Consider the following 19226-nt stretch of genomic DNA (forward strand, 5'->3'; position numbering starts at 1 on the left):
GTTATGATGAAACAAAGCTGTAGAAAAACACTTCAACGATTATTATTTCTAATAACTATTGTATTTGCAAATGTTGTAGATGCACAAACATTACCTGTTCAGGTAACTCCTCAGTTAATACCACCACATAGTGTGAAGATATCAGATTATGCCACGATATCAAATGAAAAACTATTTGTGAATATTTTATTAACTGATGTCAATGAAATAGGAAGAAGAGTACGTTTAAAAATGTACATCGAAGGACAAGGGTTAAACATTGCGACCATAGAAAATGTTGTAGGAGCAAACCCTATTTTCTTAGATGGTGGTGTAAACTTACGTTTATCAAATTTAGATTTACAACCATATTTTCAATTCAACAACTTAACTGGTATTAGCCCACAACAGTATAATAATCCACTACCAAACGGAGGATATAACTATTGTTTTGAAGTTTACGATTATTTTACTGGAAGAAGAATTTCTGAGAAGAGTTGTACAACTGTATTCTTATTACAGAATGATCCACCGATATTAAACTTACCATCAAGAGATAATATTGTTACAGCTACAAATCCTCAAAACATTTTATTCACTTGGACACCACGTCATACCAATTTGAATGACGTTCAATATGAATTTACATTAAAAGAATTATGGGATACTCAGAATCCACAAGCAATATTTTTAGGATCTGTACCATTTTACCAAACAACAACCAGAAGCACAACATTATTAGTAGGTCCAGAAGCACCTCAATTAATTTCTGGAAAAGTTTATGGTTGGCAAGTAAGAGCTTTTGTTAGTGACGGAATTAATGAAACATCAGTATTTAAAAATAATGGAGGAAGTGAAATCTTTTGGTTTAAATATTTAGAAGATTGTCGCCCACCAAGTTTTATTTTATCTCAAGCATTAACTGCAGAATCAGTAAAAATTGAATGGCAGTTATCGGATCATATAAAATATAATATTCAATACAGAAAGAAAGGTTTTGGAGATGACGATTGGTTTGATGTAAGTTCTTATACTAACGAAGGAAATATCTTCAATCTAGAGCCAGATACGGTATACGAGTTTAGAGTTGGTGGAGAATGTACGCCTTTATCGGGTTTTGCATACTCGAGCATTCAGGAATTTACCACACCAACAAATGATGAATCTGCATATTACAATTGTGGAATTACACCAGAAATTAAAATTGAGAACCAGGAATTATTACCTTCTTTAGGTATTAATGAAACATTTACAGCTGGTGATTTCCCTGTAACCACAAGAGAGGTAACAGGAAGTAATGGTACTTTTAGTGGATGGGGATATATAACATTACCATTTCTTGAAAACTTAAAAGAGATTATTGATGCTGCCAATATTCTTACTTCAGGCGAGGTCAATATTGGAAAATATACTCGTATTAAAGTAGAATTTGAAAGTGTAAAAATTAATACAAGTAAGCAATTAATCGAAGGAGTTGTAAAAACTACTTATGATCCAGATTGGGGAGGAATTATTGACGCTGATGAAATCATTAATGATATTGCTGGAGATAATGGAAATATTTCTACGTACGATGCTACAGATATGGATATTGATGAGGTTATCGTAAATGAAGATGGAGATATTGTAATTATTAGAGATACAACTGATGATGGACAAGAAGAAGAATTTTTAGATGATGAAATTGTTATTGTCACAAATTTACCAGTTGTAATTACAGATGAAAATGGAGATCAATGGACAGTTGATGAAGAAGGAAACGTAACACAAGGTACATCTGCTGAAGGAGGACAAGCCACAAATGACAACACAAATGGTGTATCAGGATCAGGTAATGTAAATGAAATCACATCAAAAGATGTATCGGTAAAATTTGTACCATCAGGATATTATGGAACGGATGAATACAATTCAAAAATTAGTTCAGATAGCTATAAGAACAAATATGAATTCATAAAAACGTATGATGATAAAGAGTACTCTGTATTATATAAGTTAGTTAGTGATAAACCAGAAAGTACTGATATCATAAAAGCTGAGGTTACATTTGCTAATGGAAAAACCAAGGATGATATTGTTTTCAAAACAAAGCAAGGAGGTAAAGTAGATACAGAATGGTCTGGAAATACCGCTACGTTAACGCTTAAAAAGCAGTTTGATTTTGGTAAAGATGAAATTATAGCAACAGTAAAACCGAAAGATTCTACTCAAAAGTATGAAGTTGCAGGTAAGTTAAATACTTGGCATGTAAAACAGAGAGAGATTAACTTAACATTGGTGTCGGTAAATAATACTCCTCTGACAGGAATTAAAGAGAAAATTAATGAGATTTATAATGTTGCAGGTGTAAACTTTAATATTTCAGAAAAATCAGTAAGCATTGGATTAGATAAATTGAATGTTGGAGATAGTGATATGCTATCAAATTATACTGATGACGAAAAATCCGTAATTCAAAGTTTTAAAGACCAAAATGGAACGGAAAAAGAACAATATTATATGTTCTTTTTTAATGACATTGAATTAAGTAAAGATATTGAAGGTTTCATGCCTTTGAAACGTCAATTTGGTTTCGTATTTAAAAAGCAAAATGCAGGTAAAATTGCTGCTCACGAGCTTGGACATGGTATTTTTGGATTAAAGCATCCATGGGATCAATATAATGATGAAGGTTCGAAAACGAAGACTGATTATCTGATGGATTATGGTGGAGGTACTAAGTTTAGTCATATGGATTGGCAAAAACTTCACGCTCCTGGAATTCAAATTTATTGGTTCCAAGGTGATGAAGCCGGGGAGTTTGATCCTACCCAAGCGATGATCGGATATAATGTTATTCCAGGCGAATTTTCTAAGCAAGTAGGCAATGATCCAAAAGGTTTTTCATTTGTTACTAGTGTTGGTAAACTAATAACGATTCCAAATAATTCTTTAGATGTGGCTTTTAATGGAGATGGTTCCTTAATTGCTTTTACGCTTCCAGAGAATGGGAAAAAGGAGAGATATATCGCTTCTAGAAAAGGAGATAAATTTAGAGGATATTTAAAAACTTTTGATAAAGATACTGAATGGAGCAAAAGAGTTTATCAAGATAAGTTGTCCAATAAAAAGGGAATTGGAACAAAAGTTAAAACTTACACAGGTAAATTCAATAAGACACAAGATAAATGTGGTATCGATTTATATGAAGGTTTATTTAAAAACTCTGTGGATCCAAATGAATGGAATAGCGGCGGTAATGGTGTCGTTATACCTAGCTCTTATAAAGTTTTTCCAAATATTGAATCTAAAAAATTAATTAAAGAACAGGTAGAATCTCCTGAAGCTTGTGATTTATGTAATAAAGGAGAAGAGTTTTATAATAAGTTCAGTTACCTGGCCAAAAGTGATTTAAGTAGAATCTCTTTAATACAAACTGCAAAGTTAATGTGCGAAGATCCTGCTTTTTATGATGTTCTTCTAGCACAAATTGAAAAGGATTTTGATGAGAATTTAGATAATATATTTTGGTTATCCGATAAAGCAGAATATAGAAGAGCCAGAGATGCCTTTTGGGAAAGAGATGATGCTTTTGAACAATATTACCATGCATTAACTAAAGTAGAGTATAATATTAATTATTATAAGAATAACTTAAGTATTGAAGTTTCGGAGAAGAAATTAAATTCTGCTCTTTATTATTTAAATGATGAGTTTATAAAAACTTTAAGTTTAGCTAAGAAAATAGAAATTTTACAAGCGATATTTAAGAATAACTATTTTATAAATGATGATTTATTTAAGAAAGGTAAAAGCGATATTTCATTTATTAAGAAGGTAGTTAGAACTATTGACACTAAAGATTTAAATGAACTGTTATTAGAGGTTGTTAAGGAAAATAGTAAATATGAATTTTCTAGTAGTAAAAAAGAGGTTATTCTAGAGATTTGTAATGCGTTAGAACTAGAGGAATTATCTAAAATTGATTTAGATGTAAAATTAGTTGCTATTAACAGAATGTTAGATTGGAGTATGCTTTCAATTGCAGGAAGTAATTACCATGATGTCATTGTTAAGGTAATTAAATCTGTAACAGATGATGAAGCTAATACATTCCTAAATAAATTAGAAACTGTAAAAGGAACATATGGATTCCAAAAAGTTCTTGTATATAGATTAAAAGAAAAACTTAGTAATCTTTTATCTCAGAATGATGCATATACTGAGTTTTATAAAGAGTTAATTAGATTAACGGAAGCAAGAGCTAGAAGAGCACCTAATGAGTACGAGATTGTTGCGGGATTCCCTTATAATGTTGACAACAAGGATTACATATTGGTGAGTTTTGTAAGAGATCGAAATAATTTTATATATAAATACGATAACTCAACAAATAAGGTTGATATATTAACGTGTGAGAACAGTAAGGAAAATATTAATTCTTGTAAAACGGTTAAAATTGTTGACCAAGCATCTCCTTTTGATACAGTAATGCTATATTTTATAGGAAGTGCATCTCCTTTTGATCCAATACCAAATGTTCCATTTCATTCAAAAAGAGGTGAAATTTCAGCCAAAGGATATTTGGTTCCAGTTTTATTCTTAGAGCATTTACAAAATGAAAAGGACAATAAGCAGCTTAAGAACTTTGCATGGAATACCTTTAATGTTGTTTTAACTGTAGCGACTTTAGGAGAAGGTGCAGCTGCCATAACTGCGGTAAGAGTGGCTGCTGGATCTGGAATTAAAATTTTAGGAAGAACTGTTGCTAGAAACCTATATTCTTTATTTGATTTTGGATATACTATTACTAAAACTACATATCAATTTAGTACAAGTGATAAACTCCCAGATGGATTTAATTATATAGATAAATTCCTAATGGCGAAAGGAAGTTTTGATTTAGTAAATGGCGGGTTGAAAGGTTTAGCTTCTTTACAAAAGGTTAAACAGATTAAAAATGTCAATGAAAGAAGAGAAAAACTTCAATTGATTATTGATAGGTTAGGACTTAAGAGTTTAGATGACAATAAGACAATGACTGATGATCAGTTAGAAGCTTTAATTGAGAAAAGTGTTAGAAAACTTGAAAATCCTAAAACAGATGAACGACTTCGTATTGCTTGGGAAGATGCATTAAAGTACGATCCTCGTTTCGCTTTTGGTAGTTTACTTACTAAAATTGATGGATTCGATGTTAAAAATGTAGACTTTAAAAACTGGGTTAAGTCCTTAGATAAGGAATCAGATTTAATTAATAAACTTGATGAGTTTAAAGGTTCTGATCTAGAAAATTTTGCTAAGGAATTTAACTTTAAAGAAGCAGCAATAAAATCTAAGTTTTCATCTAATCCTGATTTAGTAAGTAGCTGGCATGTACTAAGAGGATCACCTCAAATTAGAGTAAAAGAGGGTAATTTAGAGATTTTAGCAGATGTTCATAAGAGATTCCAATACAATAATGAAGTATCCTTTGATGGATTGAATAAATTATTCAATGAAGGAAGTGCAGTAGCGAGTAAGCAAAAATTATTAGATGGATTAAAAGAAGCTAATAAGTTATTTGATGACGTAGATTTACCTATTGAATTTAGCGCCATTAAAAAGGGTGAAGTAACAGTAAATATTTCTAGTCCAAATGATGCTGTAAAGGTTGTTGATAGATACGGTCGTGGAGAAGAAGTTGGTAGATATGTTGACGGAATTTTACAAAAAAAGAAAGTAATACCTGATGGAGATGACGTAAAACTTGCTAAAAAAGGAAGCACATTAGATGATGATATTTTACAAAAGGGCGAGGAAATTGGATTTAGAAGATTAGAGAATGTACCTTCTAAATTGGTAGAAGGTAATAATATAATAAGAGGCTCTTCCGTTGAGTATAATCTAGCAAAAAAGAGATTAAAAGAGTACATGGATGGAGAAATTTATAAAATTAAAAATTCAGGACTTCCTAAAGAAAGACAAGACGAATTAATAAGGGTATTGAATAAGAAGAATAAGGCTTTCATGGAGGGTAAAATAGGAGATATTTCATTTGATGGAAATAATGTTCGTACAAGTGGGGATACTTTCGATGGAGAGGATATATTTAGTTCTTATAAGGTTGATAAAAACGGAGGTATTAATACTTCAGGGTCTTGGATTAGAAATGCAGATACCGAGTATGTAATGCTTTCTGAGATAGCGAAAAAACTAGGCGCAAAAGCTGGTAAAACTTACCCTAATATAACTGGAGAGATTAAAATTATATCTGAATTACCTTATTGTATGTCATGCCAAGGAGTGATTCAAGATTTTAGTATGATGTTCCCTAATGTAAAAGTAGTTTTGATAGATAATCTTAAATATTAATTATGAAACTTAGAATCATTGTTTATGCACCAACTGCCGTTGAACAATTTATCTATAGATTTAATAGAGAAAATATTACTAAAGTGAAGTTTATTAAGTCTGAGGTAATTGATGGAACACCTTTTGTAACCGTTGATGATAATAATATTTCAAAAGAACTTCTGTTCGACTTCGCCTATCGTTTAGGTACTCTTCAGAAAGATTTAGCAATAAAAGGAGAAAGTTGGTTGCCTTTAAAAGATTACCCATTTCCTCCAAAAGAAGATGAATTCAACCAATAAGTTAATGTCAAAGAATAATTTTATAATCTACACTTTTATCTATTTAGCACTTTCAAGTTTTTTTCTACTTAAAGTAGGACCAAACATGTTAAAGTCAGGAAAGGCTATGGTTATAAAATCAGAAGATGCTGGAAATATAAAAAGTATAAATTTCTCTTTTCATATAGCGAGTAAACAATATTTGAATGTACAATTTAAGACAACGAAGAGAGATATAAAATTTCAATATTACCTTCCAGATAATGATCAAAAAAAAATGATAGATATTTTACTTGACAATAATTTAATTAAGGGAGAGCAAGAGCTTTTGAATCAAGTGCCTGTTGTTTTTGACAATAATAACTTGGAGTCTCTTGAAAATATCGAAGTTATTTATAAAAAAGATGAATTAACTTTTTTATCCATTAATGGTAAAACAGTATTAGGTAGTAAAAATGTTCTAGGAAGAATAATAGTAATAGTCTTAAGTTATTTTATAATGGTTTTAGGAGGTCTAGGGTTGTTAATTTTTCCTTTGAATTTGTTCCTACAGATTAGAGATAATGAAAATTCAGGAAAACCAATTTATGTTCCCAATAGATTAGATGGATTAAAATATATTTTAAGGTTTTTTAGAAAATAAAAAATGAAAACTCGTATCCTACATATCATCCTATTTTTCATAAGCATTGCTGGTTTTGGTCAACAATACTCACTATGGGTCTCTGGAGAAAATGGTTTTACAAACGATTTAGATTTCTCTGCTTGTAGAACAAGACAAGTATTTACCATCAAATACACAGATTTTACTTTAAATAATGGTTTATTAAGTACAGGAATCTATGATGTTCCGGCTGGACGAACAAGTTTAAGTGGAGAATTAAGAGTAGGTACAACTGGTTGTGGTGCTCCATGTAGTGATTCCGAAAATTTTACTTTAAATAGATTACAAACACAATTTATAGGAGTTCAGGGAGACGGATCTATATTACCAAGATGTTATACTATTGATAAAACAAATGTATATAGTACGGCAAGAAAATTAGAACAATCTGCAGTTGTTTTACCGAAATATGTACAACCAATAGGATTAAATAGAGAGAGAGTATTAACAGATAACTTATTCAAAAGTACTGCAAATATTTTTGGAGGAGCTTCTGCAACAATACCAAATGTTAAATGGCAATACCAAACTAATACAAATACATTTTTTTGGAAAGATTTTCCAGATAGCTATAAAAATAAATTTCCGATAAATCCAACTATTGAAGATATTTTACAAAATGAGACAAACACTTCAGCAATTACACAGTTAAGGGTTAAAATAGTATTTACACCACCAGGTTTTACAACTCCAGGATTTCCTTTTCCAACAACCTCGAGAACACCAATAGTAGAATCACAAGTATTTTTATTCGATATATTCAATCCTTCTCCAGAGTTTGATAGTATAGATAAAGAAGATACAAGATGTAATTATACAGTTGATGGAAGCTTTACTTTAAATGTTAAAAGAGATTTAAATACAGGAGAAGAGTTAGTAATAACACTTTATGATAATAATAATGATGCACTTGTTGGACAACAGTTTACAACAAGTTTAACAAATAATGGAGATGGAACATTTGGTTATAAATGGACTGGAAGTTTAGATGGGGGAAATTATAAGGTGAAATTTCAATCTCATGGTGGTACAGGCGGAATCAATCCTAATGATAACTCATGGAATTTATTAAACTTTTCAAATCCTTTCGAGGTGAGAAAACCAGCAAGAGTTATGTTTATTATTGATGGTAAATCAGATGAAAATTGTTTTAATGTGAATGATGGATATGTTGAAGTTTCGGCCTCAAGAGATGGTACGAGAGGATTATTTTATCAATTATCAGATAACGGTGTGATACAAGTTTTTAACGGAACAAATTGGGTGAATTATACAGGTTCCGACCCAGAGAACGAAACATTTTATTCCTTTACCAATGGAGATAAAACCATAATTAGTAAGCTGGGAAAAGGAATTTACAGGATAAAGGTAAGGGATTCTCAAAAGTGTTACATGAGAAATTAAACTGGAAAAGAAAGTTTTAGAGGAGAAAATGAAAAATCAAATATTTCTATTGGCACTTATCTGTACTAATTTAATAGGTTATGGCCAGACGTATTTCGTAAGTGTAAAGAATTCATTGTATTATCAAAATACGGGAGGAGCTTCTTATTGCTTTAGATCAAATCCTGCTTCAGTACCTAGTGTTGCGGGTTTTTTAAGATTAGAAGATAAAAACGGAATAGTATTACAAAATACAGATGGTGATTTTACTCTAAACACAAGACCAGCAAAATTTATTGAAAACAGTGGTAGTTGTAGATGGATTGAAGGTTCAAATAGAGGAAGTACATATAGTTTGGGAGGATACACGTTTACAATTCCGGAAAATCAGAATGCATATTACGAGGTAAAAACATTTCAAATAGCAGCACCCTCAGCAATTTATTTTGAAACAATTGATAATTCACCAAAAGAACTGAATTGTAACGGAGGTACAGTAATTTCCGCACCTTCTGTTGTACCGTCGTCAGACATCATCGAATGGGAATATTCTATAAATTCAACAGTTGGAGTTGTAAATAATTCTCAAAATAAGCAAAGTATAACGATCTCTTTAAATTCGTTTCAAGTTAATCTTAGAGACAATATTGGTAAAACTATTTTTTTTAGATTCAAAATGAATAATGGAATTCAATCCTCTTTTAAAGGTTATAAAATAGTTTCTTGTTCTCCAGATTTTCATAGTATAAATAAGACCGATACAACATGTAATTATACTACAGATGGAGGATTTAAGTTGAATGTTAAGAGAAATTTAAACTCAGGAGAAGAATTGGTAATTACTTTATATGATGCTAATAATAATGCACTAGTGGGACAAGAGTTTACTACAAGTTTACTTAATAACGGAGGAGGTAATTATGGTTACTTATGGACGGGTAATTTAGATGGAGGAAATTATAGCGTAAAATATCAATCTCATAATGGTTCAGGAGGAATAAACCCAAATGATAGTTCTTGGAATTCGTTGAATTCAGTAGGAACTTTTGAGGTTAAAAAACCACAATCTGTAAATTTTTCAATAACCAACAGTTCTGATGAGAATTGTTTTGAAATTAATGATGGTTATATAGATATTTCTGCTTCAAGAGAACCAGGAAGAGGATTGTTTTTTCAACTCACTAAAGATGGAACTGTACAAATATTTAATGGAACAAATTGGGTGAACTATACTGGGGCAAATCCAAATGATAATGGATTTAACTCTTTTACGAGTACAACAACAACTCGAATAAATAAACTAGGAAAAGGAACTTACAGGGTTAAAGTTCGAGATGCACAAAAGTGTTATATGAGGAATAATAATTAGAAGAAAAAGAGGATTTAGAGGGGAATGAAATTAGAAAATTTACAATTCATGATTCTATTCTTTATAGGTATGGAATTATTTGGACAGTATAAATATAAGCTTGAAGCTGATGTACAGATTAATTCTGGATCATATGCAAGCACCTCAACTTTTTATACGAATACCAGTAATGTTGATTTTGCATTGAATCCATTTAATGGTGGTTTCAATACTCCATTAAATTCAATGTTTTTCGTAACTGTTTATCAGGGGAATACGAGTCAGTCTAGAAGCATCCAAGATAAAGTACTAGAATTTACAGCTCCAGTTAGAGAAGTAGTTGTTGTAAATCAAACATTCTCTAGTCCCTTTTCTCCAGGAAACAAAACCTCTCAAAAAAATGAGTTTAATTCTTGTTTTATCGCTAATTCATATAATCTAATAAACGTAAATTATTTTCGTTTATATAGACTAAAAACACTTCAAGAATTAAATTTAGATTCAGGTAGTAATGAGATTAAAGAATGTGAACCTTATAATTTGCAAGTGTACGAGAAAGCTTGTGCTAATTATATTTCTTATGCACTTGAGTACTCAATAAATTCTGGTCCATGGAAAACTTATTTACCTTTTGCAAAGAATCCTCCTGTGGTTAGTATTACCAAGAATAATCTTGTTGGAATTCAAAGATCAGATAATGTTAATTTCAGAGTTAAATATTTAAATACGGGTTCTAATAATTACTCGGATATCATAACTCTTAATTATAAAGACTGTTCTCCTCAATTAGATGAGATAGTTACAGTTAATGCACAATGTAATTATTCGAATGATGGTGGGTTTAGAATTTCTTTTCAAAGAGATTTAAATCCCAATGAAAAATTGATTATAACATTATATGATGGTATTGACGATTCTATTTTAATTAACCAAGAATCAACAACAAGTTTAATAAATAGCGGTACTGGAACATACTTTTATGATTGGCAAATGAATTTAGCTGCAAATACGTATCGCGTAAAATATCAAACATTGAATGGAACTGGAAATATTCCTACTTCTGATCCTTCTTGGGATATTCTTGAATTCAGTCCGATATTTTCGATAACTAAACCTGCTAAAGTTGTCTTTTCAATTGATAGTAAATCTGAAGAAAATTGTTTTAATGAAAAAGATGGTTATATAGAAGTTTCTGCTTCAAGAGAACCAGGAAGAGGATTGTTTTTCCAACTCACTAAGGATGGAACAGTGCAAATATTTAATGGAACAAATTGGGTGAACTATACGGGAGCTAATCCCAATGATAATGGATACAATGCTTTTACAAGTGCAACAACTACTCGCATAAATAAACTAGGTAAGGGAATTTATAGAGTTAAAGTTCGAGATTCACAAAAATGCTACATGAAATAAAATGAACACAATTGATTTAAAATACATATTAATTTTTATTCTAGCATTTATTTCAAAATTAAATAGTCAAAATGAATATGCCTATTTGATTGAAACAAAAATTACAGGGTATTTACATGCCAATAATAATTCTTTAAACATTTCAACGGATAAAGGAAATGTTGGATCCACAAGTTATTTTGCTAATAATTCCAATGTGGGAAGTACATATTATGACTTCTTTTATCTTCAGAATAATTTTAATAAAATAAATATAAAGGTTGATAATTATGCTATTCAAATAGCCTCTTTTCCTGATTGTACTTATGAAAGACAAAGAGAAATAAATAGAGCAGATTTTGGAAAATCATATTTAAATTTTTCGGGCTGTAGTTTTTCTCAAAGATTATATTCTCTACACGTTTATGATGATGAAGATGCTAGAAATAATGGAATTTGTTTTAGCAATAATGTGACATTAAAGTATGGTTATCACTGGCAATTCAAATTGGGAGCAGGAGGGTGGAATGATTTTCCAACCGAATTTAATAATAGAGTTACCACAACATTTAATTTTGAAGAACTACTAACTAAAAGTGGGATTAATTTAGCAACTATCTCAGCGAATACGGTTCAATTCAGAACAGGTTTTAATAATCAATTTACGAATATTGTAACCTACAGTATAATTTCCTGTTCACCAGAATTTAAAGGCATTGTAACAAAATCTCCAACTTGTAATAATTTTGAAGATGGAAGCTTGGAATTAAAGTTAGGTAGAGATATCGAAACCAATGAAAAATTAGCAGTTACCTTGTTTAGGGAGGACATTACATCAGGTGATTTTACAATAATCCCTTCTAACGGGCAAAAATTTAATATTACTTCCTTAGTAGGAAATACAGATGGTACGTTCAGTTATTTTTGGCCAGCGGAGTTACCTGCTGGAAAATATAAGTTAAAGTACCAAACCGTAAATAGTGCTACTACGGTAAGCCCATCATCTTTTGATAGCCTTAATTTTACTGGAGCCCCCTTTATCATAAATTCAATTGCACCAGTAAATTTCTCTATAACAAATAGTTCTAATGAAAAGTGTTTTACAGTTAAAGATGGATATATTGATGTATCTGCTACAAGAGAACCAGGAAGAAACTTATTCTTTCAACTAACTAAAGACGGAACTGTACAAGTATTTAATGGAACTAACTGGGTGAATTATACAGGAACAAATCCAAATGATAGTGGATATAACCCATTTACAAATGAAACAACAACTAGAATAAATAAATTAAGTAAAGGAGATTATCGAATTAAAGTAAGAGACTCTGAAAAATGCTATATGAAATAAGATTAAATAATTAAAAACCCTTCAACAATGAAAAATAAACTATTACTTCTTGTATTTCTTGGTTGTAGCTTTTACAGTTACAGTCAGCATGTATATTTATATGAGTATAGGGCTTCTTTTTCATCATCAGCAACTGGAACTCCGTTATATTTTGAAAGTACAATTTCTACGAATCGCGGACAATTATCAAGTTTTAATCAGACTAGGCCAAGCTCAATTAACATAAACGAATTCAAAATGGTTGAATTTTCTCAAGAGGTAACTTCGGTAACTTCTTTTGCGAGATATTCCCCTGGTTTTATAGGAGGATGCAATAATATTACAAGTAATACTAATACTTTACCTTTTACGGGTTGTATTCAAGGAACTCAATTATTATCAGGGACATTTAATGCTTTTCAATGTTTGAATGAGAGTTACACATCGTTTAAACTGATTAAAATGGAAAGTTTATTTACGTTAAATACAGAAGGAGCAACATCAAATGAGTTAAAAGAATGCGCTCCACGTGATATTAAGATTTCATCAGGATGTCAGTTTAAATTTGCTTTGGAATATCAATTAACAGGAAGTTCTACTTGGCAAGAGGTAATACCATATGGAAGTAATTCAATGACAGTAAGTATTTCTACTTCTGATTTTCCTGGACTAAATACTGGTGATAATTTTCGATTACGAGCTAGATATCTTCCTACATATGGAACTACAACTGCCAATGCATATTCAGACGAAATTATATTAAAATCAGCGTCTTGTTCTCCTGTTTTTGATAATGTCGTGCCGAGTCCTACAACATGCAATTATTCTTCTGACGGAGGATTTAAAATTTCAGTAAAGAGAGATTTAGACACGAATGAAAAAATCATTTTCACTCTATATGATGGAATTAATGACGCCATTTTATTAAATCAAGAATCTACAACAAGTTTAATTAATAATGGTGATGGAACATTTAGTTATAACTGGTTGACAGATTTAGATGCAGCTTCGTATCGCGTAAAATACCAAACACTAAATGGAACTGGAAATATACCAGGTACTGATTCATCTTGGGATACGGTAGAATTCAGTCCAGTATTTACTGTAGCCAAACCTGCTAAAGTCGTATTTTCTATAACAAATAGATCTGATGAAAAATGTTTTGCAGCTAACGATGGTTATATAGATATTAGCGCCTCGAAAGAAAACAGTAGAAGTTTGTTTTATCAATTAACTAAAGGCACTGTTATACAGGTGTTTAATGGTAGTTCTTGGGTCGATTACACAGGCTCAAATCCAATGAGTGAAACATATTATTCTTTTGATAATGAAACAACAACAAGAATTAGTAAGCTAGGAGAAGGAGATTACAGGGTAAAAGTACGTGACTCGCAAGAGTGTTACATGAGAAATAATTAAAAAAGAAAGAGTAGATCTTAATTAGAAATGAGAAACAAAAATTTACGTTTAGTAATATTAGTTAGTATTTTATGTTTGCTGAAAATTGAAGCACAGCAAATTGATTTTGATAATATAGGTAGGGGGAAACCTATAAAAATTAGTGGTAATATTGCTGCAAATACAGTATTTTATTCATCGAATCAAAATAATGCAAGATCTCCTTTTACTTATTTTCTTCAAGGAAGTTTAAACTTTAGTATTTATGAGTTTTCAATTCCAGTTAGTTATAGCTTTTCTAACCAAGGTGAAGATTTAGAGTATCAATTACCTTTTAATTTTAACAGATTAAGTTTACACCCGAGATATAGGTGGATTCAGGCTCATATTGGAGATGTTACAATGTCGTTTTCTCCATATACCTTAGCTGGTCATCAATTTACAGGAGGTGGAGTTGAATTAACCCCTAATGGAGGATTTACCTTTTCAGCGATGTCGGGAAGATTATTAAAAGCTACAGAGGATTCAAGCGATGACAGAACAATCCCGGCTTACAGAAGAATGGGATATGGTGCTAAATTTGGATACACTGGCAAGAAATATAGTGTTGAGGTAATAGGTTTTTATGCTAAAGATGAAGAGAATTCAATTAGCGCTGTGCCAGAGGATAAACAAGTATTACCAAAGGAAAATTTAGTTTTAAGTTTAGGAGGGTCAGTTGCGATTACTGATGGATTACAATTTAGTGGAGAATATGCTTCTACAGCAATAACCAAAGATACAAGGGCTGAGAAAGTTTCTTTTAGTCAAGGATTAGCAGGTTTGTTCTTTAATAATAGAGCTTCAACAGAACATTACAAGGCCTTCAGAACTGAATTAAACTATACATTCGATAAGTATAATTTTGGAGTTGGATATGAGAGAATTGATCCTGGTTATGAAACTTTAGGTGGTTATTTCTTTAATAATGATTTCGAAAATATTACATTAAATGGAACAACTTCTTTATTTAGTAACAAAGTAAATTTATCGTTTAATGTTGGTTTTCAAAGAGATGATTTAGCAAATCAAAAAGAAACGGCTACAAGTAGAACTGTAGGAAGCGTTAATGCGAGTTATGCGATGAATAAAAAGGTAAATATTTCTGCGAGCTATTCTAACTTTACAACATTTACAAACAATAGATTAGATCAGTTTGATATAATTAATGATGATAATTTAATTGATAATCAAGATCAGTTATTCGATTACAGACAACTTTCTCAGAATGCTAATTTCAATGTTGGTTATATCATAGAAAATAGTAAAAACAGAAGACAAAACTTAAATACAAATTACTCTTTAGCCACTGTAGCCAATGAACAAAATGGTATTGTTAGAATTGGAGATGGATCTACTTTTCATAACTTTAATTCTTCATACTCAATTGGGTTACCGCAAAGAAAATTGAATATTTCTACCAGTTTAAATGCGACATATAACACCATTGGTACGCAAGATTCTTATACTTGGGGACCAACAGTTGCGGTAGGGAAGAAATTCCTAAAAGATAAACTAAATACTACTTTAGGTGCTTCTTATAATCAGAGTGTTGGAGCAGAAACAAATTCTAGTAATGCTAATATTAGATTAAATGCAAACTATATTTTACAGGAAAAGCATAATTTCAATTTAAATGTAATTCAGTTATTTAGGTCAACATCATCAGCACCAAGCACTACCGATTTAACCGTAACGTTTGGTTACAATTATCCATTTGATTTATCAGCGGCTAAAAAGAAAAAGAAATCTAAGGATAAAGAGGATAAATCTGACATCTATTACAAGGATCAGACATTTACTGGAGGTTCAGGTAAAATAACTTCTGAGATTATAGAACTTAGGAAAGATAAAAAGTATACTGATTTAGCATTAGTAAATACCTTAGGTGATGAAATGATATTAGCCGAGCAGGAAATGATTAATGCGGAGTTAAAATCAAGAAAAAGATATAAAAAGAAAGCTGAAGAATATCTTGAGTTATTAGAGAAATACGAGAACTTTAGTAATAAGTATTATGATTTAAATTTTAAAATTCTTCAAAAGTTGTATAACGATGCAAGAAAGCAAGAAGAGAAGGTTGAACAGAAGTTTGCCCGTGCTAAAATGTTATATGATAGTACGAATGGACAGCGCAAGAGGAAATTATTAAAAGATTTAAAGAAAAAAGAATCTGCCTACACTTCTAATCAGCTAATGATAGAAGAGCTTAAAAACATTAAGAAAACTGACGTTATTGAAAATAGTAACGAACGTTTAACTAAATTCAAAAAAGCAAATTATAACAAAGTTTATAAAATGATTGAAGAAGGTAAAACGGATAAAGAAATTTCTTTATTCTTAGAGTTATCTTACATAAAAATGTATCATTCAATTTAGAATCAAAAAAAACTAAACACAAAAAACTCTTACGAAAATGTAAAAAAGTTTCATTTTAGATTAGTGAATTTTTGTAATTATTTTAGTTAACGTTTCGAATCTATTTGACATTTTAATTCAATCAGTAAATAAAATCGATCCATTTTTTATGGAAATGTAGTGGGTGTTCTCTTTAAGTTAGTTAAATCGAACCTTGTATTTGTAAGCGTAATTATTATGCAGTTATCAAGAATCAGAGTTTAATTTTTTAGAATCTTTTTACTGGGGTTGAGTAGAAAGGAAAACGCACTTAGTTTTTATGATTAAATGTCTTAGGTATTGAATAAGTGATTTTTAAAGTTAAAATGCTACAAGTAGTTGATTGGAAAACAAAATAGATTGTTAAATTTAATCATCATTGTAATTTATTTAATATCATTTTCCTATAATTAATAATACTATTAAAACAAAAAACTACTTTTATAATGGCCTAATTGATTGTTGTTTAATATTTAATAAATTATGAATGCAGTAATATTTTATCATGCAAATAGTAAGTTAGAGGATACAGCTTATGATTTAAGTACATTATTAAAAATAAAAATCAATACAAAATATAAAAGTTTAATTTTTGATGTTGATTTTTTCATGAAGTTAAGGAGGAATCCTGATGGGTTAGAATTTGGAAGGTTTAATTTTGAATTTCCTGGGGGATGTTTTGAGTTTAATAATAGTATTGAGTTTTCTTATGATGATAATAGTAAGGATGATAAAATAATAGATATGGTTTCCAAAATCCTTTATTTTTTTTGGAGTAAAGATATACCTGCTGTTGCTTCAGGGATAGAGGGAGGTAAATTACCATATAATGGAGGGTATAACCGTAAGGATTTACCTTGGCCAAAGAATGATTCTAATAATTTTTTTTAAACTATTAATGGGTAAGTTAAAAAGTAAATATTGAATTTATAATTTAAGTAAAGTGAAATTCTGGGAAAAATTAAATTTTCATAAAAATAATTCTAAAAATATTTTTCTATTAGGAGAAATAAATAGAGAATACAATCAAATGTTTTCTAAAGGAGATTGGGTTTTTATATTGTTTACTGAATACTCCGAATCTGAAATAACTTTTTTACAGCAATTTTTAGAAGTTGCGAAAAGTCATTCTAATCTTCATTTTGCCTTTAAATTATATATCGATAAATCTAAAATAAATGATTTTAGTGAAGTAATAGGTGAAGTTAAAAATACTCCTGTTATTTTATTTAAAAAAGGAGGAAAAACTAAGTTTTTACCATCTAGAGAATATGATATTACTGAATTAGATGTGTTGTTAGGAAACTTTAATTATCAATTAGAAGAACCTGATATACCTAAATGTTATTTATGTAATACAATTAAAGGATTAAATGAAGTAGGTAAGTGTACATTATGTTCTGGAAGTAATCAAAAAGTTAAACCTAAATGTATTATAGATAAAAGAAAAGTTAGTTCTATTGAAGAGATCAAAGAGTTTTTAAATATTAGTGATCATCTTTTTTTTGAATTTGATAATTACAATACACTAATATTTGGAGATAATATAATAGCTGAATTACTTAAAATGTTGGAAGAAACAATTGATGATGATTTAGATTATAAAATATTCTTAGCATTAAGAATGCTCGGTGTAGAGATTTGGGGATCTTCTAAAGAAAATATTAAATATAGATACCGTTTGCCTGAAGAGGATGTATTTAAGGAAATGGAATATCAAAAATCAAATTTTAAGATAAAAATACAAACAGCTTTAACAGCTAGAGAAAATATATTTACAATAAATACTCAAGCTTTTCCCAAGAATTTATCTATTATAAATTATATAGAATACGATAATAATTCTAAGTTTTTTGATGGTAAATGGATATTTTTTTTATTCAAGGAATATGCAGATACTGATATTAAAACGCTTTATGAGATTATAGAGATTGCCAAAGAATATCCCGATTTAAATTTTGGTTTGAAATCCTTTAAAAGCGTAGAGAAAATTAAAGAGTTTATTACTACAGAAATAAAACATAATAATTTACCTAAGATATTATTTAGAGATCAATTAGAATGCTATCCTTTAGCTAATCAGTTCAAATCAAAAGAAGAATTGAAAAAAATATTAGATAATATATAGATATGGAGGAATAATTATTTTTTACGATTAAGTTTGTCTTTATAGAAAGCTTTATCGGCTACATAGATAGTTTTATGTACCTCACAAAAAGTCTTATCTTTTCCTTTATTGGTAAGTAATGTAGTCTTTATAATTTCTATTTCATTTTCTTCAGAAACTCTTCTTTTAATTTCTTCAAGTTCTTCTAAAGAATAATTAAAATCAGCATAAACATGCTCTTTTGCAGGCCTTTTAAATTTTATCTGTGCTGATTTATCCCAAACCACATAATCATCACCTATTAAATTGATTAATTGAACCATTGGAATTGGATCAACAGAAGAAAATAGACTACCTCCAAAAATAGAATTTACGTAGTTTCTATTCTTATAACTAAGTTTTACCTTAACTACTACTTTTAGTAAATCATCTGAGACCTCAATTATACGTCCTGTACTTCTTCGATACATTGGAGATAAATTAAAGCCATATTTAAAAAGCTTTGCTTTTGGTATAAATTTGGTTCCTATTTCGGCTACTTTTTTATAAATGGACATCCTGTAAATATTGAGAGTATAAAGGTAAGAAGAATAAAA

12 protein-coding genes are annotated in these 19226 nt (G+C 29.9%); 11 read left to right on the forward strand and 1 reads right to left on the reverse strand.

The window, feature by feature from the left end; translation table 11 throughout:
- Nucleotides 1–3: 3 nt before the first annotated feature.
- From ABNT61_RS00360 to ABNT61_RS00410, 11 genes are all read left to right on the forward strand, one after another.
- Nucleotides 4–6312 carry a deaminase domain-containing protein gene (locus tag ABNT61_RS00360; RefSeq protein WP_348744386.1) on the forward strand — a complete coding sequence of 2103 codons (6309 nt, stop codon included), beginning with the start codon at nt 4–6 and terminating at the stop codon, nt 6310–6312.
- Between the two features lie 2 nt (nt 6313–6314).
- Nucleotides 6315–6593, forward strand: coding sequence for a hypothetical protein (locus ABNT61_RS00365; protein WP_348744387.1), 279 nt, complete (start codon nt 6315–6317; stop codon nt 6591–6593).
- Nucleotides 6594–6597: 4 nt separating this feature from the next.
- Nucleotides 6598–7215 carry a hypothetical protein gene (locus ABNT61_RS00370; RefSeq protein WP_348744388.1) on the forward strand — a complete coding sequence of 206 codons (618 nt, stop codon included), beginning with the start codon at nt 6598–6600 and terminating at the stop codon, nt 7213–7215.
- Nucleotides 7216–7218: 3 nt separating this feature from the next.
- Nucleotides 7219–8640: a hypothetical protein gene (locus ABNT61_RS00375; RefSeq protein WP_348744389.1), complete on the forward strand. Its 1422-nt coding sequence runs from the start codon at nt 7219–7221 to the stop codon at nt 8638–8640.
- 28 nt (nt 8641–8668) lie between these two features.
- A complete protein-coding gene (locus ABNT61_RS00380) occupies nt 8669–9988 on the forward strand; it encodes a hypothetical protein (RefSeq protein WP_348744390.1) in 1320 nt (439 codons plus the stop codon).
- A 24-nt stretch (nt 9989–10012) separates the two neighbouring features.
- The gene (locus tag ABNT61_RS00385) at nt 10013–11380 is read left to right on the forward strand and encodes a hypothetical protein (protein ID WP_348744391.1); all 1368 of its coding nucleotides are present in this window, start codon (nt 10013–10015) and stop codon (nt 11378–11380) included.
- Nucleotide 11381: 1 nt separating this feature from the next.
- Entirely contained in the window at nt 11382–12710 is a 1329-nt protein-coding gene (locus tag ABNT61_RS00390; RefSeq protein WP_348744392.1) for a hypothetical protein, read from the forward strand.
- Nucleotides 12711–12737: 27 nt separating this feature from the next.
- Entirely contained in the window at nt 12738–14108 is a 1371-nt protein-coding gene (locus tag ABNT61_RS00395) for a hypothetical protein (protein ID WP_348744393.1), read from the forward strand.
- A 27-nt stretch (nt 14109–14135) separates the two neighbouring features.
- Nucleotides 14136–16505, forward strand: coding sequence for a hypothetical protein (locus tag ABNT61_RS00400; RefSeq protein WP_348744394.1), 2370 nt, complete (start codon nt 14136–14138; stop codon nt 16503–16505).
- A 501-nt stretch (nt 16506–17006) separates the two neighbouring features.
- Nucleotides 17007–17414: a hypothetical protein gene (locus ABNT61_RS00405; protein ID WP_348744395.1), complete on the forward strand. Its 408-nt coding sequence runs from the start codon at nt 17007–17009 to the stop codon at nt 17412–17414.
- A gap of 52 nt (nt 17415–17466) precedes the next feature.
- Entirely contained in the window at nt 17467–18651 is a 1185-nt protein-coding gene (locus ABNT61_RS00410) for a hypothetical protein (protein ID WP_348744396.1), read from the forward strand.
- A 14-nt stretch (nt 18652–18665) separates the two neighbouring features.
- Here ABNT61_RS00410 and ABNT61_RS00415 read toward each other — a convergent pair whose 3' ends face one another.
- On the reverse strand, nt 18666–19187 hold the full coding sequence (locus ABNT61_RS00415; protein ID WP_348744397.1) for a DUF4442 domain-containing protein: 522 nt from the start codon (nt 19185–19187) through the stop codon (nt 18666–18668).
- Nucleotides 19188–19226: the final 39 nt, after the last annotated feature.

The organism is Tenacibaculum sp. 190524A05c (genome assembly GCF_964036595.1).
GTDB lineage: Bacteria > Bacteroidota > Bacteroidia > Flavobacteriales > Flavobacteriaceae > Polaribacter > Polaribacter platacis.

Excerpts from the sequence above, each read along its gene's own strand:
- ABNT61_RS00385 (WP_348744391.1), top strand. The coding sequence starts at position 10,013 with ATGAAATTAGAAAATTTACAATTCATGATTCTATTCTTTATAGGTATG.
- ABNT61_RS00400 (WP_348744394.1), top strand. The coding sequence starts at position 14,136 with ATGAGAAACAAAAATTTACGTTTAGTAATATTAGTTAGTATTTTATGT.
- ABNT61_RS00380 (WP_348744390.1), top strand. The coding sequence starts at position 8,669 with ATGAAAAATCAAATATTTCTATTGGCACTTATCTGTACTAATTTAATA.
- ABNT61_RS00390 (WP_348744392.1), top strand. The coding sequence starts at position 11,382 with ATGAACACAATTGATTTAAAATACATATTAATTTTTATTCTAGCATTT.
- ABNT61_RS00395 (WP_348744393.1), top strand. The coding sequence starts at position 12,738 with ATGAAAAATAAACTATTACTTCTTGTATTTCTTGGTTGTAGCTTTTAC.
- ABNT61_RS00415 (WP_348744397.1), bottom strand. The coding sequence starts at position 19,187 with ATGTCCATTTATAAAAAAGTAGCCGAAATAGGAACCAAATTTATACCA.
- ABNT61_RS00375 (WP_348744389.1), top strand. The coding sequence starts at position 7,219 with ATGAAAACTCGTATCCTACATATCATCCTATTTTTCATAAGCATTGCT.
- ABNT61_RS00360 (WP_348744386.1), top strand. The coding sequence starts at position 4 with ATGATGAAACAAAGCTGTAGAAAAACACTTCAACGATTATTATTTCTA.
- ABNT61_RS00370 (WP_348744388.1), top strand. The coding sequence starts at position 6,598 with ATGTCAAAGAATAATTTTATAATCTACACTTTTATCTATTTAGCACTT.
- ABNT61_RS00365 (WP_348744387.1), top strand. The coding sequence starts at position 6,315 with ATGAAACTTAGAATCATTGTTTATGCACCAACTGCCGTTGAACAATTT.
- ABNT61_RS00405 (WP_348744395.1), top strand. The coding sequence starts at position 17,007 with ATGAATGCAGTAATATTTTATCATGCAAATAGTAAGTTAGAGGATACA.